Genomic DNA, 16,231 nt, shown 5'->3' with positions numbered 1-16,231 from the left:
TATAAGGTCTTGCTTTAAAAAGCATTTAAAATGACAAAAATAGCAATTCTAGGAGGAGGAGTATCTGGATCATTATTAGCTTACCTTCTAAGAACTAGAACTAATTATGAGGTAAACTTGTTTGATATTAAAGATAAATATGTAAAACCTTGTGGGGATATTGTTCCTAATGTTTATACACCACCAATTCCCTGGGATGTAAAATTTAGAATAAAAAGATTCGCGTTTTATTTAGATGGAGAATTAATACATGATATAGAATATAGAAATACAAAATGGTTAGTGATAGATAAATGGGGATGGATAAATAAAATGAGAGAAAAAGTAAAAACATATCATCAATCAAAATTCAATAGAAAAAATTATGATAAAGTAATAGATGCTAAAGGACCATATGATATGGATAGAGAAGTAGTATATACAACTAGGGCTTTAGTAAAAACAGAAAAATTTGACGATGTAGCCGTGTTTGAATTTGATACTAAGTATACTGGATTTTATTGGATTTTCCCAAATGAAGATGGAATTCTAAATATTGGTGCTGGTTTTTTGGAATATAAAAATTCCAGAGAATTAATACTTAAATATATTAAAGAAAAATATGGTAATGCGAAAATCATCGATATAAGAGGAGCACCTATATCTATATCTCCAGTTAAAGATAAAAACTATAGAATAGGTGAGGCACGGGGCCTGGTTTTTCCTTTAAGTGGTGAAGGAATAAGACCATCAGCTATATCGGCAGAAAGAGCATTTGAAGCCTTATATAAGGAAGAAAATTTTAATGAGTACATGGAAAATAGTCTAAAAAAATTACATTATGCTGTTGATATTCAACATATGTTACTAAGAGTTTATAGGTACTCCTCTCTTTCCCTAAGGAGATCACTTTTGAGAATATTATTTAAAAACGATATACTTTTAGATGCATATCTTGAAGATAAAATTACTTTTGAGGGAATCTCAGAATCAGTAAAGGCGATTAAAAATGGAGGTCTACTTAGAAAATAGCAAAAGTAAGAGTGGAAAACACGCTATTAGAACATTAATTTATGTTATTGAAGGAGAGAATTTTTATGAATTTAAGTCTTTTAAAACAAAGAAAAAACTTCAGGGAATATATAAAGTTGGTGAAGCTCAACTGGTTGATTTACCTAGTGATAAGACTTTCGTATACATTTATCTTATTAAAAATATAAAAAATAGGGTTAAAGGAAAAGTTATTGTATATGATAATGGTCAGATAAGTCTGGTAATGAATTATAGAAAATTAAAACTAAAACTAGTAAAAGGAGATAAGAAATACGCGGAGATTATAAAGAAAATATTTGATAAACTTAATATTCCTATAAAAAATATGAACTTAAAGGAGGTAAAATAATTGTTTAGAGTCGAATTCGTATTATTATCATCAGATCCATTCAAAATATCAAGATTACCATATGTTGTAGATCTATTAGAAAGAGAATTAATAGATTTTTGCAATCCTATTAAGACTGGTGCTAGTATCATATGTGCTCCTTCAAAAGACTCATTAATTATTATTTACACTGCGTTTAATGAATCAAAACAGTTAAATGTATATATAAGAATAGAATCGTTAGATGCTCAAATTCTTTCACAAATAGTAGAAAAAATAAGTAAAAAATTACGCCAAGAAGGTTATGTTATGACTTTATCTAATACATCCTCTAGTTTATTATAGATTTCTTCAGGTGTAATATCAATTTTCTTTAATTCTAATAAAACATTACATAGATAAATATGAAGTCTAGTTTTACAAAAAACTAATTTTAATATTGTGAAATATTGATTCGAATAGCTAAAATCTAAGTATGCAATTTTATCATTAATAAAATTTAACTTCCTTATTATTTCTTTACCATCAACAACCTTATCAACATCTAAATATATTATTTTTTCATTTATAATAGTAATTTGTTTATTATTTACAAAAAATTTTTGTATATTCATATTACTGGCACTAGTTCAGTACTACAATATGGGCATTTCCATTTTAGTCCTCTTGCATCAGCTTCACAGAAGAAAGCATTATATTTCTTTTCACATTTTGGACATTTATATACTAAATCTGTACCTATCTTTAATTTCCTATTACATATTCTACAATATACTGTAAACCATCCGCTATGTCCATAAGCGTTAGAGCCTCTTATTCTTATACTCATGGGTAAAAAGAGAAATTATGTGATATTTATATTTAACGTGAAGATTAAGTAGTACTTAATGTTTCTAAAAATGAATTTTAATTATTGCTTCACTATATAATATGCTGAGAACAGTTGAAAGCAATTGTTGAATATTTTAATGGTGAGGAAGTGCAACTTTATCCTGGTATTATAGGTATTAAGGTTAATAAGATTGGAGAGGATGAAATAGAAATAAATTCGGAAGATGAAATAGAAAATTTATCATTAAAAGATGGAATAGCCTATGTTCATAATTCTGCTCCTCTTTATCTTAAAGGAGTAAACACAAAGTATGTTTTACCAAAACCTTTAAAGCTACTTAGATTAGGAATACCTACCTCCTTAGAAAATGCTGAACAAGTTCAGGTTAATTACTTAACATTTTTTGATAAAGACTATGTGTTAGTGGGTTTTAATCTTACTGATGATTTTAAAGAGCCATTTGCAATTTTAGAGTTTGATGAAGGTTACACTAAAGTTGTGTTAAAAGATGAATTTTCAGAGGTTAAACCTAAGAAGGAGAAAATAAAGAAGGCTAAGAGGAAGAAGAAAGGTGCTAAGAGAGCTAGTAAAAAACAAAAAGCTAAGAGCAAGAGTGCTAGAAAGAGCAGAAGAGTTTAAATTAAATAACAGAGCTGAAGAGAATGTTTGGTTTAGAGAATTAATTTTATGTATTTTAACCTCAAATAGTTCTTTTATATCTGCGTATAAAGCTCTAAATTATATAATGGACGAAATTTTTTCTCTAAGTGAAGATCAGATGAGCAAAAGACTTAGATTAGCCGGTTATAGATTTTACAATTTAAAAGCAAAATATATAGCAAATGCAAGAAAATTATATGGAAATTTGAAAACAAAAATAAAACCTATTGCTGATTATTCACAAGAAGAAGCCAGGCAGTATATCATAAATAACATTGACGGATTAGGATTGAAAGAATCTAGCCATTTCTTGAGAAACGTAGGCTATTTCGATTTAGCAATTATAGATAGACATGTGCTACATTTCCTTAACGAAATTGGCACTAGTAATTTAAAAATTAAAAATAAAAAGGACTATTATTTAGCTGAAAGTATACTTAAATCAATTAGTATTAATCTTGGTATTCAAGTTGGACTACTTGATTTGTATATATTTTTTAAACAAACCAATACAATCGTAAAGTAGAATAAAAAAATATAAAAATGAGTAGCAAATGGATATCATGAATTAAAATGAACACAAATAAGTTCCTAGAAAATTTTGAGAAGTTATATAACTATACTTCTTATTATTATGACTTCTTCTTCTCTTCTTCATTTTCATCATCATGTTAAACTTCTTTCTCTATTTATAAATAAAAAGGGGTGTTCTATGCATGGCTATCTATACTGTTAAGGCCTTAATAACAGATCCTATAGATGAAATTCTAATTAAAACTTTGAGAGAAAAAGGAATTCAAGTAGATTATATGCCAGAAATAAGCAAAGAAGAATTACTTAATATAATCGGTAATTATGATATTATAGTAGTGAGAAGTAGAACTAAAGTGACTAAAGATGTTATAGAAAAAGGCAAAAAACTAAAAATTATTGCTAGGGCTGGAATTGGACTTGATAATATAGATACTGAAGAGGCTGAAAAAAGAAATATAAAAGTTGTTTATGCTCCTGGTGCCTCTACTGATTCTGCAGTAGAATTAACTATTGGACTCATGATAGCGGCAGCAAGGAAAATGTACACTTCTATGGCTTTAGCAAAATCTGGTATATTTAAAAAAATTGAGGGACTAGAATTAGCGGGAAAAACTATCGGGATTGTAGGTTTCGGAAGAATTGGTACTAAGGTTGGAATAATAGCAAATGCAATGGGAATGAAAGTATTAGCTTACGATATTTTAGATATAAGAGAGAAAGCCGAGAAAATAAACGCAAAAGCAGTAAGTTTAGAGGAATTATTAAAAAATTCTGATGTAATAAGTCTTCATGTTACTGTGAGTAAAGATGCAAAACCAATAATTGACTATCCGCAATTTGAACTAATGAAAGATAATGTTATAATTGTAAACACCAGTAGAGCAGTTGCCGTTAATGGTAAAGCACTTTTAGATTATATTAAGAAAGGAAAAGTTTATGCTTATGCTACTGATGTATTTTGGAATGAACCACCAAAGGAAGAATGGGAATTAGAATTATTAAAACATGAAAGAGTTATTGTTACAACTCATATTGGTGCTCAAACCAAAGAGGCTCAAAAAAGGGTAGCAGAAATGACTACTCAAAACTTGCTTAACGCTATGAAAGAGTTAGGGATGATATAAAATGCTTTTAATTCCTGGACCAGTTGAAGTACCAAGAAGCGTAAGAGAAGCCTCAACATTAGTAGTTAATCACAGAAGTGAAAAATTTAGAGAGATAGTAAGAAAATTGGAAAGTTTAATGAATAAGCATTTTAGTGCGAGCAGGACTGCTTTACTTACGGGATCGGGTACTTTAGCTGTTGAAGCAATGGTATATTCGTTGATTAAACCTAACGAAAAAGTAATTAGTTTTCCTTACGGTGAATTTGGCAATAGGCTAGTGGACTCTTTGAGAAGAAGAGGAGCTCAAGTAAAAGTGTATGAGAAAAAGATTGGCGAAATTTTCTCTATAGATGAAATAAAGAAAGCATTAGATGAAAATAAAGATGCGACTGCAGTAGCTTTAGTTCATAATGAAACTAGTTCTGGAATGGCATTTAGAAATTTAGAAGATGTAGTAAGTGAAGTAAAGAGAAGAGGATTAAAATTATTAGTAGACTCTGTATCCGGTTTTGCTGCTTATAAATTATTAGTAAATGAATGGAAAATAGATGCAGTAGCTACTGGTAGTCAGAAAGCTCTTGCCTCTGTACCAGGAATGTCATTTGTGGCTTTATCGGATGACGGTATTGAGGAAATACAAGGAGAGTCACTTCCTTCATATCTTGATATTTCTCTCCATCTTAAGTTCCAGGATAAAGGAGAAACTCCATTTACTCCAGCTGTTGGCGTGTTTAATGCATCTTTAAGAGCAGCAGAATTATTAGAGATCGAAGGCATAGAAAATAGATGGAAAAGGCATGAGGCTTGCGCAAGATTTGTAAGGGAAGTACTATCTTCTTATGGTTTCTTACTTTTTGGAAATGAAAATAATTTTTCAAATACTGTAGTTGCAGGTGTACCACCGATTCCAGATTATAGAAAGAAATTACTAAATGAATTTAATATTGAAATATCTGGAGGAATGGGAGAATTAAAGGAAAAGATAGTAAGAATTGGATTGCTAGGAGTTGTTGATAGTAGAGCTGTAAATAAATTATTGGAGGCTACTGCCAAGTTATTAGATAAAAATTATGACTATTTACCTCCAAGAGAATGTAAGCTTCCAGAATTACTAGAAAAAGAAGTTGAATGGAGTTAATCTTATTTAAATCTTTAGGGAGTGTTTAAGTGTGAGTATAAATAAAATTTTTGAGGAGAGCTGGAAAAACAGATTAACGAAATACGAGATAGCTAGAATTATAAGTGCCAGAGCATTACAATTAGCTATGGGAGCTTCTCCTCTTATAGACACTAATAATTTACCTTTTAATGATGTAATTAGTATAGCAGAAGAAGAGCTTAAGCGTGGGGTCTTACCTATTACAGTAAGGCGTGTATATCCTAATGGGAAGATAGAGTTGGTTTCAGTTAAAAAGGTAGAGTTTAAATAGTATGAATTGTTATCCTAAAAATTATATCTTAGTTATTGCAGAAAAAAGTAAAGCTGCAAAGAAAATAGCTGAGGCTTTATCAGATAAACCAACTACATGTAAAAAATACTCAGTAAGCTATTGGGTTGTAAATTATAAAGGAAAAGTAAACGTTGTTGCACCTGCTGCTGGTCATTTATTTAATCTTTATGGTGATAGTTCTTTTCCTATTTTTTCAATGGATTGGAAACCTCTTTGGGAAATAGATGATTCTGCTAAATATACAAAAAAGTACTATAATTTGCTTAAAGATTTATCAAAATATGCCATTGAATATATTAATGCTTGTGATTATGATATTGAAGGTTCTGTAATAGGTTATATGATAATCAAACATTTTGGTGATTTAAAAAAAGCTAAAAGAATGAAATTTTCAGCGTTAACTAAACAAGACATACAGAAAGCATATTCAAATCTTTCACCATTAGACTACAATATGATAAATGCAGGTATTGCTAGGCATAAAGTAGATTGGATATGGGGTATTAACGTAAGTAGGGCCTTAATGTTAGCTGTAAGTTCTGTTACAAAGAAAAGGGTGACATTAAGTGCGGGGAGGGTACAAAGTCCTACTCTAATTCATGTAGTAGAAAATGAGATAGCAAGAGAACTATATATTCCATTGCCTGTATATAGAGTTAGAGTAAAAATTAAAATAGGAAATGAGACATTTAGCTTGTCGTTAAATAGAACGTTCGAATACAAGGAAGAAGCTCAAGAGTTTGCTAATAAAATAAAAAAATCAAGGGCTGTAGTGGATGAGGTCAGAATAGAGGAAAAACCATTAACACGACCTTCACCTTTTAATCTAGGAGATTTACAAGCAGAAGCTGGTAGAATATTAGGCTATTCACCTTATTATGTCGAAAGATTAGCTGAAGAATTATACTTAGATGGGTTAATTAGCTATCCTAGAACAAATAGCCAAAAAATTCCCCCATCAGTTGATATTAAAAGTATAGTTAATGGATTAGAAGCTAATTTTAAGAACTTGGTAGGGTTAGTGAGAAACATTACGAAAGGAGAATACATAGTCAGACAAGGAAGTAAAGATGATCCCGCTCATCCTGCAATTTACCCTACTGGAAATAGAATAACTGAAAAACTTGGGATTAAACAATATAAGTTGTTTGAACTAATAACTAGGCGTTTTCTTGCAAGCATTTCAAGAGATGCTATAATGATAACTCAGAAAATAATCATACGGTTTAAGGATGTGGATATATCTGATGAGATAACTAGGCAAAAAATAAAGTTTAAAGGATGGTTATTACTATACCCATATCATTCTGTGAAAGATGAGGAATTATTAGATGTAAAAGAAGGAGAAGAGGTTAAGATAGAATCTGTTTCTGTAAAGATGGATTTGGCTAAACCGGATGTAAAAAGATACAACAAAGTTCAATTATTAAAATGGATGGAAACTTCTAACTTAGGAACTGAGGCTACAAGAGGAAAAATTATTGAAACCTTATTTAATAGAAAATATCTTTCACAAAAAAGAGGTACAATATATCCTACATCGCTAGGAATTGTTATAGTTGAGGTGTTGAAAGATTATTTTAAGGACTTAACAAGCATAGAATTAACTTCAAAGATGGAAGAAAAATTAAACGAAATACTAGATGGGAAAGAGACAGTAGAAGGAGTTGTCGCAGAAACAATAAATACTCTGAGGATCTATCTAGATAATTATAATAAATATAAAGATCAAATAGGAATTAAATTAGCTAAAATATTAGGATTAATGAAGTATAAGAAATGTAAGTTCTGTGACCTTGAGGCAGAATATGATAATTTATGTAAATATCACTATAATGCATATATGAAATTGAAAGAAACACTTAAGGTATGGAAAGAGAGAACTAAATTAGAAGATAAAGATATATTGAAAAAAATTTATAGTTCGAAAACTACGGGAAAATATATAAAGGACATGATTTCAGAGATGATGTGAGTCATGCCAGCTTGATTTGATGATATGAACCCTGGGGTATCTGATCTAAAGTGCTTTAAACTTTTCATGCCATGCTTCATATGCCTTTATCATCTCTTGGTTAACACTTGGTTTTCTTATTTTTAATACCTCGATAAAGTCTTCCATACTAACTGGTCTAGGCTCATTAAGATTATTAATGAACATTTCTTTAACAACCCTAATATGAGCAGCTTGTACTATATCCTTAATATCACTAGCTGTGTACCCTTCAGTCATTTCAGCCACCTTGTTTAAATCTACATTCTCCATCTTTATTTTAGATGTATAATATTGGAGTAAAGCCAACCTTTGCTGGAAATCTGGTAATCTAACATAAATTCTCTTCTGAAATCTTCTTAAGAAAGGTTCATCAAGCCTCCACGGTTTATTAGTAGCTCCTATTACATAAACCTTATAATTCTCAGACTTATCTTGCAATCCATCCATTTCTTTTAAGAATTGATTTCTTACTCTAACTTCTCCTCCATTTTCGCTATTGTAAATCCCTAATAACGCATCAAGTTCATCAATAAATATTATAACAGGTTTTTCTTCCCTCTTACTTATTTCCCTAGCCTTAGTAAATATTTTAGCAACATTCTTTTCAGCCTCCCCTAACCATTTTGACATTATAGATGCTGCATCTACTTGAATAAAGTATGAGTCTATCTCACTAGCTACTGCAGCTGCAATCATTGTCTTTCCACAACCTGGAGGTCCATAAAGTAAGATACCACGAGGCCATCCTAATGGGAACAGATCTGGTCTTTTTGTCGGATATATAATGGCTTCTTTTAAGGCTTCCTTTACATCATCTAATCCTACAATATCCTTAAACGATACTTTTGGTTTCTCTTTTACAATTAAATCTTCTATATCGATCTGCTTTGATTCTGATCCACTTGCGGGTACAGCTTCTTTCAATACCTCAATTCTTTTCTTATATTCATTAATCATTTGTTCGTAAACTTTTATTGATGGTGAATCGGGATATAATGCGATTAATTGCGATAATATTTCTATTGCTTTCTTATAATTGTTTATAGCATCTTCGGCCTTTCCTTCTTTATCAGCTTTTACTGCATTAATAGCATATTTCCTAGCCATCTCTTCTAGCATTGATTGTGCAGACATAGCCCTACTCCTCTAATGTAATTAATCCTTTTGAAGCCAAGGATTTTAATAAGTCCAAAACTTCTTGTTTATCTACATTATATATTTTACTAAAATGTTCTAGATCTAAGAACCCACCAGTTTGTCTTATATATTCAAGTAAATCGTCAGCTGTAACTTTTCTTTTTTGTTGTGTCTGTTCTTGTTTAATTTCTATTACTTGCCTCTTATATGATGGTGTATCACTAGGTGGATAAGGTAATTCTGGTAAAATCTCTTTTAATTTTTCCTCAGCCATTTTCTTTGTTTCATTTAATATTTTCTGAGCCTCTTCATCAACTACAGTAGGCACAACTGTTCTCTCACTCAAAGCCCCAGTTTCTATAGCTATACTATTAACGTTGCTAGTTATAGAATCTAATGCAATGGCTACTTCTGGTGCAATTCCTTTTATTTGATCTTTTAATTGTCCTAATACTTTCATAACTGGAAGTAAGACTAACGAAACTCCTTGAAGTTCTTGTACAGTATCTAATTTAATTCTAACTTTTTCTATAGCTAAGAAAGCAGTATAGATAATTTTAATCATTTTTCTAATATCTGAGATTTCTTGTGCATAGATTGTAGCCTTAGCCATATCACCTTCGATTTGTGCCCTAATAACCTTTTCATAAAGTTCTTTATCTCTATCTCTTAATCTTCTTATAGCTTCATCTAATCTATCTTGTTGGTCTTTTAACTTCAAAGATATCTCAGTGATAATTTTACCTAATTGTGCCTTTCGCTTCCTATCATTATTAAAAAAGGATGAGATCTTATCTAACATACTATTTCACTAAATTAGTTACAAAGTATTTATTACTCTTACTGGTATTGGTAATGGTACTTCTGATTTATTACCATCGCTCTTATTAGGTTGTTCTTGTTGCGTAGTTAATGAGGGAGAAGGCTTAATATCTATTCCCTCTTTGTCTAAACCATCCAATTTATCTAATATTTTCTTTATATCATCTCTCTCTAATGTGTAGCTTTCTTTTGATTGTCTTAATATTTCCATAGAATTTTTATATGAAGTTTCTGGTAATTCGCCAGAAATATAACTCATTTTCAACGATATAGTTGCTTTATCAATTTGAGCTAATTGATCTTCAATTTCATTTAATCTATTCTTTAATTTACTTTTCAATTTCGCATGTTCTTCTCTGAGTTTTAACAGTTCTGAATCTAGCTTTCTTTTCATATCATCATACATACTCTTAGGAATTTCCTGTTTTGAATATAATTCTTCTAGTGCTTTTTGCCTTCTTCTTATCTTCTCCATATATCCTAAAATCTTTATAGCTTCTGTTTTCCATTCAGGTAATAATACTATATTATCACCATCCATTTTAACACTTTCTGGACTTACGGTAACAAAAGAATTACCGTAAGAAATTTCTATCCCAGTTATTGTTCCATCAATCTCTGTATATACATGAATTATACTACCCACGTCCCTCCCATATACATCTTTAATCTTTTGTCCAACAAATTTCGTTAATACATCAACTGAAATTGGCATGGTAATACTCCTCAAAAATATCAGCTCTGCATATTTTATTTATAAGGATTTGGGCACCTCAGCAGGTAGAGGCTCGTCACCGATAAGCGCTTTTAACCATCATCATCGGGAGGAGGATATTATGTGGCAAAGTTTAAAAAATATCTGCGAGTAATATATACTTTACGAATTAATATGAGTTTACAAAATCTTGCTAATGTTACTTCTCAGATAGCGGGAATGTTTCATTTTAATGCTTCACCGTTAGCTACAGGTTTAATAGTAGTCGGATTAGCTATAGTATTTATGGTGCTGATAGGAGCTATTATATATGGACTAATTAAAGCATTTAAAGAACTACCTAATATGCCTTTTAGAACTTTTGTAGTATTAATGCTAGTTCTAGCAATGTTTTTAATAATAGTGGGAGTTTTACTACCTTAAAGATAAATTTTTTTACCGTAATATTCTATTCCATAATCGTTTTCTATTTCTAGTAATCTATTATATTTACTAGTTCTTTCGCCTCTAGCTGGTGCTCCAGTCTTTATAAAATCACTTTGTACTCCAACAGCTAAATCAGCTATAAAAGAATCTTCTGTCTCTCCACTTCTATGACTTACAATTATTTTTATAGAATTTTTCTTCGCAAATTCTATGTATTCAAATGTCTCTGATAAAGTACCAATTTGATTAGGCTTAACTATAGTACCTTTAGCAGAACTTTTCTCTATCCCTTTCTTTAGATACTCAATGTTAGTGGTAAATAAATCGTCTCCAGTAACAATAGTTTTCTTTAACTTCTGTTGTAAAATAGAAAATCTCTCAAAATCATTCTCGTTAAAAGGATCTTCTATATATAATAACGGATAACGTGAAGCTAATTGGATGTAGTAATCTATCATCTCATCTGGGCTTAATTTTTTCCCATCTATTTCATATTGACTTCCGTTAAAGAAATCAGAAGAAGCTGCATCTATTCCCATTACTATCTTATCCTCATAACCAGAATTCTTTATAGCAGTATATACTAAATCTAATGCGTCTTCTGTTTTAGATAATGGTGGCGCTACTCCTCCTTCATCTCCTAGCATTGTATAAAGTTTTCCGTATTTTTCTGTTATTATTCCCTTTAACTGCTTGTATACTTCATCGGCAGCATATAAGGCTTCGTGAAAGCTGTCAAAACTTAAAGGTATTATAATAAACTCCTGAATTTTTAGTTCATTTCCAGCGTGTAATCCTCCATTTAAAATATTTAATAATGGTATTGGCAGATATCTTACTCTTGGCCCACCTATGTATTGGAAAATTTCTAACCCCATAGCTTTTGCAGCTGTTTTAGCTACAGCTATTGATGTAGCTATAGTTGTATTTCCGCCTACTCTTGACTTATTAGGTGTTCCATCCATTCTTATCAATGTTTGGTCAATTCCTAGTTGATTCCTTACATCAAAATCCCTTAAGGAATCGTTAATTAAGGTATTTACTAACTCGACTGCCCTAGTTACTCCTCCATCTTTGTCCCTTAATTCTATCGCCTCTCTACTACCCTTTGATGCTCCAGCTGGTGCGTCACCAGTTTCTGATATTCCTCCATATGTCTCGATTTTAACTCTGATTGTTTTATTTCCTCTAGAATCAAGAATCTGGTAACCCTTTATTTTTTTGATTCTGAAATAGTCATTCATTTAAATTCGATTATCAATTAAGAGCAAAGATTAATATGTTATTCTGTAGTTGTCTTCTGATCTTCGTTATATATGGAATATTAACTCCTATCTATGCAAAAATTCTTGATAGCAAGCTAAGTAATCAAAGAGCATTTTATATAGCATGGACTACAGCACCTTATCTTGTGGCTTATTTTTACTCTCCTTTAGTTTTCTACCCTTTTTTAGTTATCTTTAATATTATTTCATATACTTTCGCATTAAAGAGAAAGATAAATCTCCTAATAATAGCCTTATTTTCAACAGCAATTTTAGGAGAATTAATTTATAGTCTTGTTTTTTATCATACAAATTATGCCTAAGAAAAAGCAAACTGACCCGTATGTATGTCCAACATGTGGTACAAGAGTAGAAAAACCGATTAAAACTTGGCAACTAGTTTCACCATTACCAGATGCTTATGGTAGAATAACAATAACCGTTATGGGATCTTTTGAGTGTCCTAATGGGCATAAGTGGAAAGCTGTAGTATCAAAGATAAGAGCTGGCGGGAGCTCCGTAGAAGTTGAAGGAAAGAAAGGTGTAAAGAAAATAGGAGAAGAAAAACAAGAAGAGGAGGAAAACAGAGGAGAAGTGATAGAATTAGACCTTAGTGATTTAGATGAAGAAGAGTGACATCTTATTACTTATTGTAATAATATTAATTTATATCGTAGTCTTATCTGGAATTGTACAGACAGCAAGCGTAGAAGGAGTCTCAATGTATCCGATTTTTCAGAACGGTTTCTTGACATTTTATACTTCACCGAATAATATCAAAATTGGAAATATTATAATATATAAATCACCTACATTTAACACATATGTGATACATCATGTGATTAAAATAAATTATATAGATGGGGAAAAATTCTATGTTACAAAAGGAGTAGATAATATAACTAATCCTCAGTCTGATAACAAAATTGGTTTAGAACCTCCTCAAGGAATTCCTCAGTCACAAGTTATAGGAAAAGTAGCTGAAGTTAATGGAATAGTAATTTCAATACCTTATCTAGGTTATATTTCAATACTTTTCTCCCTACTTTAAGGAACCTATTTTTCCCTCCTCCCTTAGTCTTTTAACCCTATAAGTTGGAGTTACACTAGACGGATGGTTTGCTATAACTTGGTCTAATCTTTTAACACTAGTATTCTTTGGAGTATCTAAAATTTCCTTAGGGTTAGAATAGGCAGTATTAATAATCTCCTTTATAGCAATTGCAAAACTATCCAAAACTTCTTTAGGTTCGGTTTCTGTTGGCTCAATCATTAAAGCCTCCTCTACATTTGGAGGGAAATATATAGTTGGCGCGTAAAATCCTCTATCTAATAATGCCTTTGCAACATCATTTGCTGTAACACCAGTTTCTTTAGCCAACGTTTTAGCAGAAAAAACTACCTCATGTTTTCTAGGTCTATAGGGGGCTATTAACTCTAGTCCTCTTACATTTTTAAGTTGTGATATAAGGTAATTTGTAGCTAAAGTACTCATTTTTCCTATCATTGATATTCCTTCGGCACCTAAACCCAGAATATACGTATATGCTCTAACTACATTACCTACATTTCCATAAAAAGTGGCAATTTTTCCAATGGAATATTTTGGAATATAAGACAACGAATATTTTCCGTCCTTTTTCTCTACTAATGGATACGGTAAGAAATTAACCATCTCTCCCTTAGCACATATTGCTCCAGCTCCTGGACCTCCACCCCCATGTGGAACAGCAAATGTCTTATGTAAATTTAAATGAACAATATCAAACCCCATATCTCCCGGTCTAACTACTCCTAAAATTCCGTTAAGATTTGCTCCATCATAATATAATTTTGCATCAACAGAGTGAATATATTTTGCAATATCTAATATATTCTCCTCGAATAGACCAAGAGTATTAGGATTAGTTAACATAAACCCAGCAGTCCTTTCACTTACAATCTCCTTCAGAATATCCACATCAACTAGACCTTCACTATTAGACTTAATGTAGATAACTTTAAAATTCTCCATAGAAGCACTAGCAGGATTAGTTCCATGTGCAGTATCAGCAACAAGCATTTCATCTCTATTTCCTCTACCCTTAGTTTCATGATATTTCTTAATCATTAAAACCCCTGCTAATTCTCCAGCAGCTCCAGCTGGCACTTGTAAACTACATAAATCCATACCAGTTATTTCGGCTAACCATTTCTGCATATAATATAAAACCTCTAAAATACCTTGAACAGTAGAATCATCTTGCAATGGATGCAAATTTTGTGTAAGTAATTCAGCTTCTTCCTCTATCTTTGGGTTATACTTCATAGTACATGAACCTAAAGGTACCATTCCGTTATCAACACCAAAACTCATTTGAGATAATCTTATAAAATGTCTAATAACTTCTAGTTCGCTTAACTCCGGCAAATCTATCTCTTTTCTCCTTAATTTTTCTGGTATATTGATGCTGATCTCTTTCTTTAACTCCTCTTCTTCTGGGATTTTAAAACCTATTCTTCCCTTTCCTTTATACTCAAAAATTAGAGGCTCGTTCCATACAGCTTGATGCCAGCTCATCCAGAAAACACCTCTCTAATGCTTTCAATTAACTCATCAATCATACTTTTAGTATGAACTTCAGTAACACAAAATAAAGCTTGAGTCTTACCCAATTTTAATCCACCGTGTATATTCTTCTCAAGTAACCTAGAATGAATTATATCATAATCAGTTCTAAAATCAACAGCAAACTCCTCAAAGAAATCTCCGTTATATACAGTGTTTACTCCTAATTCTTCTAATCTTTTCTTAGCATAATGACTTCTAATGTATATCTCCTTAGCCAATTCTTTTATTCCATTTCTTCCTAATAAGGAGAGATATACAGCTGCTGCAATAGCCATTAATGCTTCATTAGTAGTTATATTTGAAGTAGCTTTTTCTCTTCTAGCAAACTGTTCTCTAGTTTGAAGGATTAATGTAAATCCTCTTTTTCCTTCAGAATCCTTAGTTAATCCCACAATCCTGCCAGGCATTTGTCTTACTAATTGTCCGTCCCATCTGGTTGCAAGAATTCCTAAAAGAGGACCTCCAAAGTTTAAAGATAAACCTAATTCTTGTCCATCTCCTACTGTAATATCAATTTCATATTCTCCAGGAGGCTTGATTAGGCCTAATGCTAGTGGAGAAACACCCATAATAGTGATAATTTTTTTCTTTTTAGCAATATCTACAATATATTCTATCTCATCTTCAAATATTCCATAAAAATTAGGTTGTTGAATATATATTGCAGAAACATCATCCTCATTTATCATACTTTCTAACTTACTAACGTCAATAGTACCTCTTTCATTTGGAGGTATTTCTACTAGTTTGATACCCTTACCATAAGTCCACGTTTTTACAACTTCTTTATGGTATGGGTTCATAAGTTTAGGAACAAGCACAGTCTTCTTTTTATTAATTCTATTAGCCATCATTATAGCTTCAGCTAGAGCACTACCCCAATCATAAAGGGATGCATTAACTACTTCCATTTCAAAAAGCTCAGCTATTAGACTTTGATATTCAAAAAGTGCTTGAAGTAGTCCTTGAGAAATTTCTGGCTGATAAGGAGTATAAGCTGTATAAAATTCAGAACGTTTAATAATAAATTTTACAACCTCTGGAACATAATGCGGGCAAAGTCCACCTCCTAGAAAAGGTGGCATCTTAAGTCTTTTATTTTTATTTTGTAATTCTTGCAATTTAAGAATAATTTCGTATTCAGAAAGAGGTTTTTTATAATCTAAATCCAATTCTTTCTTTAATTTGATTTCTTCTGGCACATCTATGAATAGATCGTCTATGCTATTTACTCCTATACTTTTCAACATCTCCTCTATATACTTTATATTTGGTAGCCATGGATGCATGTCCATATAAATATGCCTACTAGTATT

The 16,231-nt window shown here is 31.3% G+C and carries 20 protein-coding genes; 13 read left to right on the top strand and 7 right to left on the bottom strand.

Annotation, left to right across the window (positions count from 1 at the left end; all coding sequences use genetic code 11):
* Nucleotides 1-30: 30 nt before the first annotated feature.
* Genes STK_RS06770 through STK_RS06760 form a run of 3 tightly spaced genes read left to right on the top strand, consistent with a single transcriptional unit; the run spans nt 31 to nt 1,705 of the window.
* The gene (locus STK_RS06770; RefSeq protein ID WP_010979243.1) at nt 31-1,011 is read left to right on the top strand and encodes an NAD(P)/FAD-dependent oxidoreductase; all 981 of its coding nucleotides are present in this window, start codon (nt 31-33) and stop codon (nt 1,009-1,011) included.
* Nucleotides 989-1,381, top strand: a complete 393-nt coding sequence (locus STK_RS06765) for a hypothetical protein (protein ID WP_010979242.1) — start codon at nt 989-991, stop codon at nt 1,379-1,381. The genes STK_RS06770 and STK_RS06765 overlap by 23 nt, the downstream gene beginning before the upstream one ends.
* Nucleotides 1,382-1,705, top strand: a complete 324-nt coding sequence (locus tag STK_RS06760) for a hypothetical protein (protein WP_052846511.1) — start codon at nt 1,382-1,384, stop codon at nt 1,703-1,705. It begins immediately after the preceding gene.
* A gap of 265 nt (nt 1,706-1,970) precedes the next feature.
* On the opposite strand, the gene STK_RS06750 is transcribed toward STK_RS06760, so the two are convergent.
* Nucleotides 1,971-2,189: a hypothetical protein gene (locus STK_RS06750; RefSeq protein WP_052846510.1), complete on the bottom strand. Its 219-nt coding sequence runs from the start codon at nt 2,187-2,189 to the stop codon at nt 1,971-1,973.
* Between the two features lie 114 nt (nt 2,190-2,303).
* Between STK_RS06750 and STK_RS06745 the strand changes: the two genes are divergently transcribed.
* The 6 genes from STK_RS06745 (at nt 2,304) to STK_RS06720 (ending at nt 7,918) form a co-directional block, all read left to right on the top strand.
* Nucleotides 2,304-2,831, top strand: a complete 528-nt coding sequence (locus STK_RS06745) for a hypothetical protein (RefSeq protein ID WP_052846509.1) — start codon at nt 2,304-2,306, stop codon at nt 2,829-2,831.
* A complete protein-coding gene (locus tag STK_RS06740) occupies nt 2,764-3,378 on the top strand; it encodes an N-glycosylase/DNA lyase (protein WP_010979239.1) in 615 nt (204 codons plus the stop codon). Before STK_RS06745 ends, STK_RS06740 begins: the two co-directional genes overlap by 68 nt.
* Before the next feature lie 190 nt (nt 3,379-3,568).
* Nucleotides 3,569-4,510 carry a D-2-hydroxyacid dehydrogenase gene (locus tag STK_RS06735; RefSeq protein WP_010979238.1) on the top strand — a complete coding sequence of 314 codons (942 nt, stop codon included), beginning with the start codon at nt 3,569-3,571 and terminating at the stop codon, nt 4,508-4,510.
* Between the two features lies 1 nt (nt 4,511).
* Nucleotides 4,512-5,630 carry a pyridoxal-phosphate-dependent aminotransferase family protein gene (locus tag STK_RS06730; RefSeq protein WP_010979237.1) on the top strand — a complete coding sequence of 373 codons (1,119 nt, stop codon included), beginning with the start codon at nt 4,512-4,514 and terminating at the stop codon, nt 5,628-5,630.
* A 31-nt stretch (nt 5,631-5,661) separates the two neighbouring features.
* Nucleotides 5,662-5,922 carry a DNA-directed RNA polymerase subunit K gene (locus STK_RS06725; protein WP_010979236.1) on the top strand — a complete coding sequence of 87 codons (261 nt, stop codon included), beginning with the start codon at nt 5,662-5,664 and terminating at the stop codon, nt 5,920-5,922.
* A gap of 1 nt (nt 5,923) precedes the next feature.
* A complete protein-coding gene (locus STK_RS06720; protein ID WP_010979235.1) occupies nt 5,924-7,918 on the top strand; it encodes a DNA topoisomerase I in 1,995 nt (664 codons plus the stop codon).
* A gap of 45 nt (nt 7,919-7,963) precedes the next feature.
* On the opposite strand, the gene cdvC is transcribed toward STK_RS06720, so the two are convergent.
* Genes cdvC through cdvA form a run of 3 tightly spaced genes read right to left on the bottom strand, consistent with a single transcriptional unit; the run spans nt 7,964 to nt 10,613 of the window.
* Nucleotides 7,964-9,073: a cell division protein CdvC gene (gene cdvC, locus STK_RS06715; protein ID WP_010979234.1), complete on the bottom strand. Its 1,110-nt coding sequence runs from the start codon at nt 9,071-9,073 to the stop codon at nt 7,964-7,966.
* Nucleotides 9,074-9,077: 4 nt separating this feature from the next.
* Nucleotides 9,078-9,878 (bottom strand): cell division protein CdvB, encoded by an 801-nt coding sequence (gene cdvB / locus STK_RS06710; protein WP_010979233.1) that lies wholly within the window; start codon nt 9,876-9,878, stop codon nt 9,078-9,080.
* Between the two features lie 18 nt (nt 9,879-9,896).
* Nucleotides 9,897-10,613 carry a cell division protein CdvA gene (gene cdvA, locus STK_RS06705; RefSeq protein ID WP_010979232.1) on the bottom strand — a complete coding sequence of 239 codons (717 nt, stop codon included), beginning with the start codon at nt 10,611-10,613 and terminating at the stop codon, nt 9,897-9,899.
* A gap of 123 nt (nt 10,614-10,736) precedes the next feature.
* Between cdvA and STK_RS06700 the strand changes: the two genes are divergently transcribed.
* Entirely contained in the window at nt 10,737-11,036 is a 300-nt protein-coding gene (locus STK_RS06700; protein ID WP_231113778.1) for a hypothetical protein, read from the top strand.
* Here STK_RS06700 and eno read toward each other — a convergent pair.
* Complete coding sequence (gene eno, locus STK_RS06695) at nt 11,033-12,283, bottom strand: phosphopyruvate hydratase (protein ID WP_010979231.1); 1,251 nt, start codon at nt 12,281-12,283, stop codon at nt 11,033-11,035. The genes STK_RS06700 and eno overlap by 4 nt on opposite strands.
* 35 nt (nt 12,284-12,318) lie before the next feature.
* On the opposite strand from eno, the gene STK_RS06690 reads away from it, so the two are divergent.
* Genes STK_RS06690 through STK_RS06680 form a run of 3 tightly spaced genes read left to right on the top strand, consistent with a single transcriptional unit; the run spans nt 12,319 to nt 13,355 of the window.
* Nucleotides 12,319-12,627 (top strand): hypothetical protein, encoded by a 309-nt coding sequence (locus STK_RS06690; protein WP_010979230.1) that lies wholly within the window; start codon nt 12,319-12,321, stop codon nt 12,625-12,627.
* Nucleotides 12,620-12,940: a hypothetical protein gene (locus STK_RS06685; protein ID WP_010979229.1), complete on the top strand. Its 321-nt coding sequence runs from the start codon at nt 12,620-12,622 to the stop codon at nt 12,938-12,940. Before STK_RS06690 ends, STK_RS06685 begins: the two co-directional genes overlap by 8 nt.
* Nucleotides 12,927-13,355, top strand: coding sequence for a signal peptidase I (locus tag STK_RS06680; RefSeq protein ID WP_010979228.1), 429 nt, complete (start codon nt 12,927-12,929; stop codon nt 13,353-13,355). The genes STK_RS06685 and STK_RS06680 overlap by 14 nt, the downstream gene beginning before the upstream one ends.
* Here STK_RS06680 and gcvPB read toward each other — a convergent pair.
* Both gcvPB and gcvPA read right to left on the bottom strand, forming a co-directional pair.
* Nucleotides 13,347-14,864: an aminomethyl-transferring glycine dehydrogenase subunit GcvPB gene (gcvPB, locus tag STK_RS06675; RefSeq protein WP_010979227.1), complete on the bottom strand. Its 1,518-nt coding sequence runs from the start codon at nt 14,862-14,864 to the stop codon at nt 13,347-13,349. The genes STK_RS06680 and gcvPB overlap by 9 nt on opposite strands.
* Nucleotides 14,861-16,210: an aminomethyl-transferring glycine dehydrogenase subunit GcvPA gene (gene gcvPA, locus STK_RS06670; protein WP_010979226.1), complete on the bottom strand. Its 1,350-nt coding sequence runs from the start codon at nt 16,208-16,210 to the stop codon at nt 14,861-14,863. Before gcvPA ends, gcvPB begins: the two co-directional genes overlap by 4 nt.
* Nucleotides 16,211-16,231: the final 21 nt, after the last annotated feature.

Origin of the sequence: Sulfurisphaera tokodaii str. 7 (genome assembly GCF_000011205.1) — an archaeon.
Taxonomy (GTDB): domain Archaea; phylum Thermoproteota; class Thermoprotei_A; order Sulfolobales; family Sulfolobaceae; genus Sulfurisphaera; species Sulfurisphaera tokodaii.
The sequence above is the reverse complement of the archived record's forward strand: the minus strand, read 5'-3'. Positions and strand labels throughout refer to the sequence as shown.

Coding starts and splice junctions, on each gene's coding strand:
- STK_RS06730 (WP_010979237.1), top strand. CDS start 4,512: ATGCTTTTAATTCCTGGACCAGTTGAAGTACCAAGAAGCGTAAGAGAA.
- gcvPB (WP_010979227.1), bottom strand. CDS start 14,864: ATGAGCTGGCATCAAGCTGTATGGAACGAGCCTCTAATTTTTGAGTAT.
- STK_RS06750 (WP_052846510.1), bottom strand. CDS start 2,189: ATGAGTATAAGAATAAGAGGCTCTAACGCTTATGGACATAGCGGATGG.
- eno (WP_010979231.1), bottom strand. CDS start 12,283: ATGAATGACTATTTCAGAATCAAAAAAATAAAGGGTTACCAGATTCTT.
- cdvA (WP_010979232.1), bottom strand. CDS start 10,613: ATGCCAATTTCAGTTGATGTATTAACGAAATTTGTTGGACAAAAGATT.
- STK_RS06720 (WP_010979235.1), top strand. CDS start 5,924: ATGAATTGTTATCCTAAAAATTATATCTTAGTTATTGCAGAAAAAAGT.
- STK_RS06770 (WP_010979243.1), top strand. CDS start 31: ATGACAAAAATAGCAATTCTAGGAGGAGGAGTATCTGGATCATTATTA.
- gcvPA (WP_010979226.1), bottom strand. CDS start 16,210: ATGGACATGCATCCATGGCTACCAAATATAAAGTATATAGAGGAGATG.
- cdvB (WP_010979233.1), bottom strand. CDS start 9,878: ATGTTAGATAAGATCTCATCCTTTTTTAATAATGATAGGAAGCGAAAG.
- STK_RS06680 (WP_010979228.1), top strand. CDS start 12,927: ATGAAGAAGAGTGACATCTTATTACTTATTGTAATAATATTAATTTAT.
- STK_RS06765 (WP_010979242.1), top strand. CDS start 989: ATGGAGGTCTACTTAGAAAATAGCAAAAGTAAGAGTGGAAAACACGCT.
- cdvC (WP_010979234.1), bottom strand. CDS start 9,073: ATGTCTGCACAATCAATGCTAGAAGAGATGGCTAGGAAATATGCTATT.
- STK_RS06690 (WP_010979230.1), top strand. CDS start 12,319: ATGTTATTCTGTAGTTGTCTTCTGATCTTCGTTATATATGGAATATTA.
- STK_RS06735 (WP_010979238.1), top strand. CDS start 3,569: ATGGCTATCTATACTGTTAAGGCCTTAATAACAGATCCTATAGATGAA.
- STK_RS06685 (WP_010979229.1), top strand. CDS start 12,620: ATGCCTAAGAAAAAGCAAACTGACCCGTATGTATGTCCAACATGTGGT.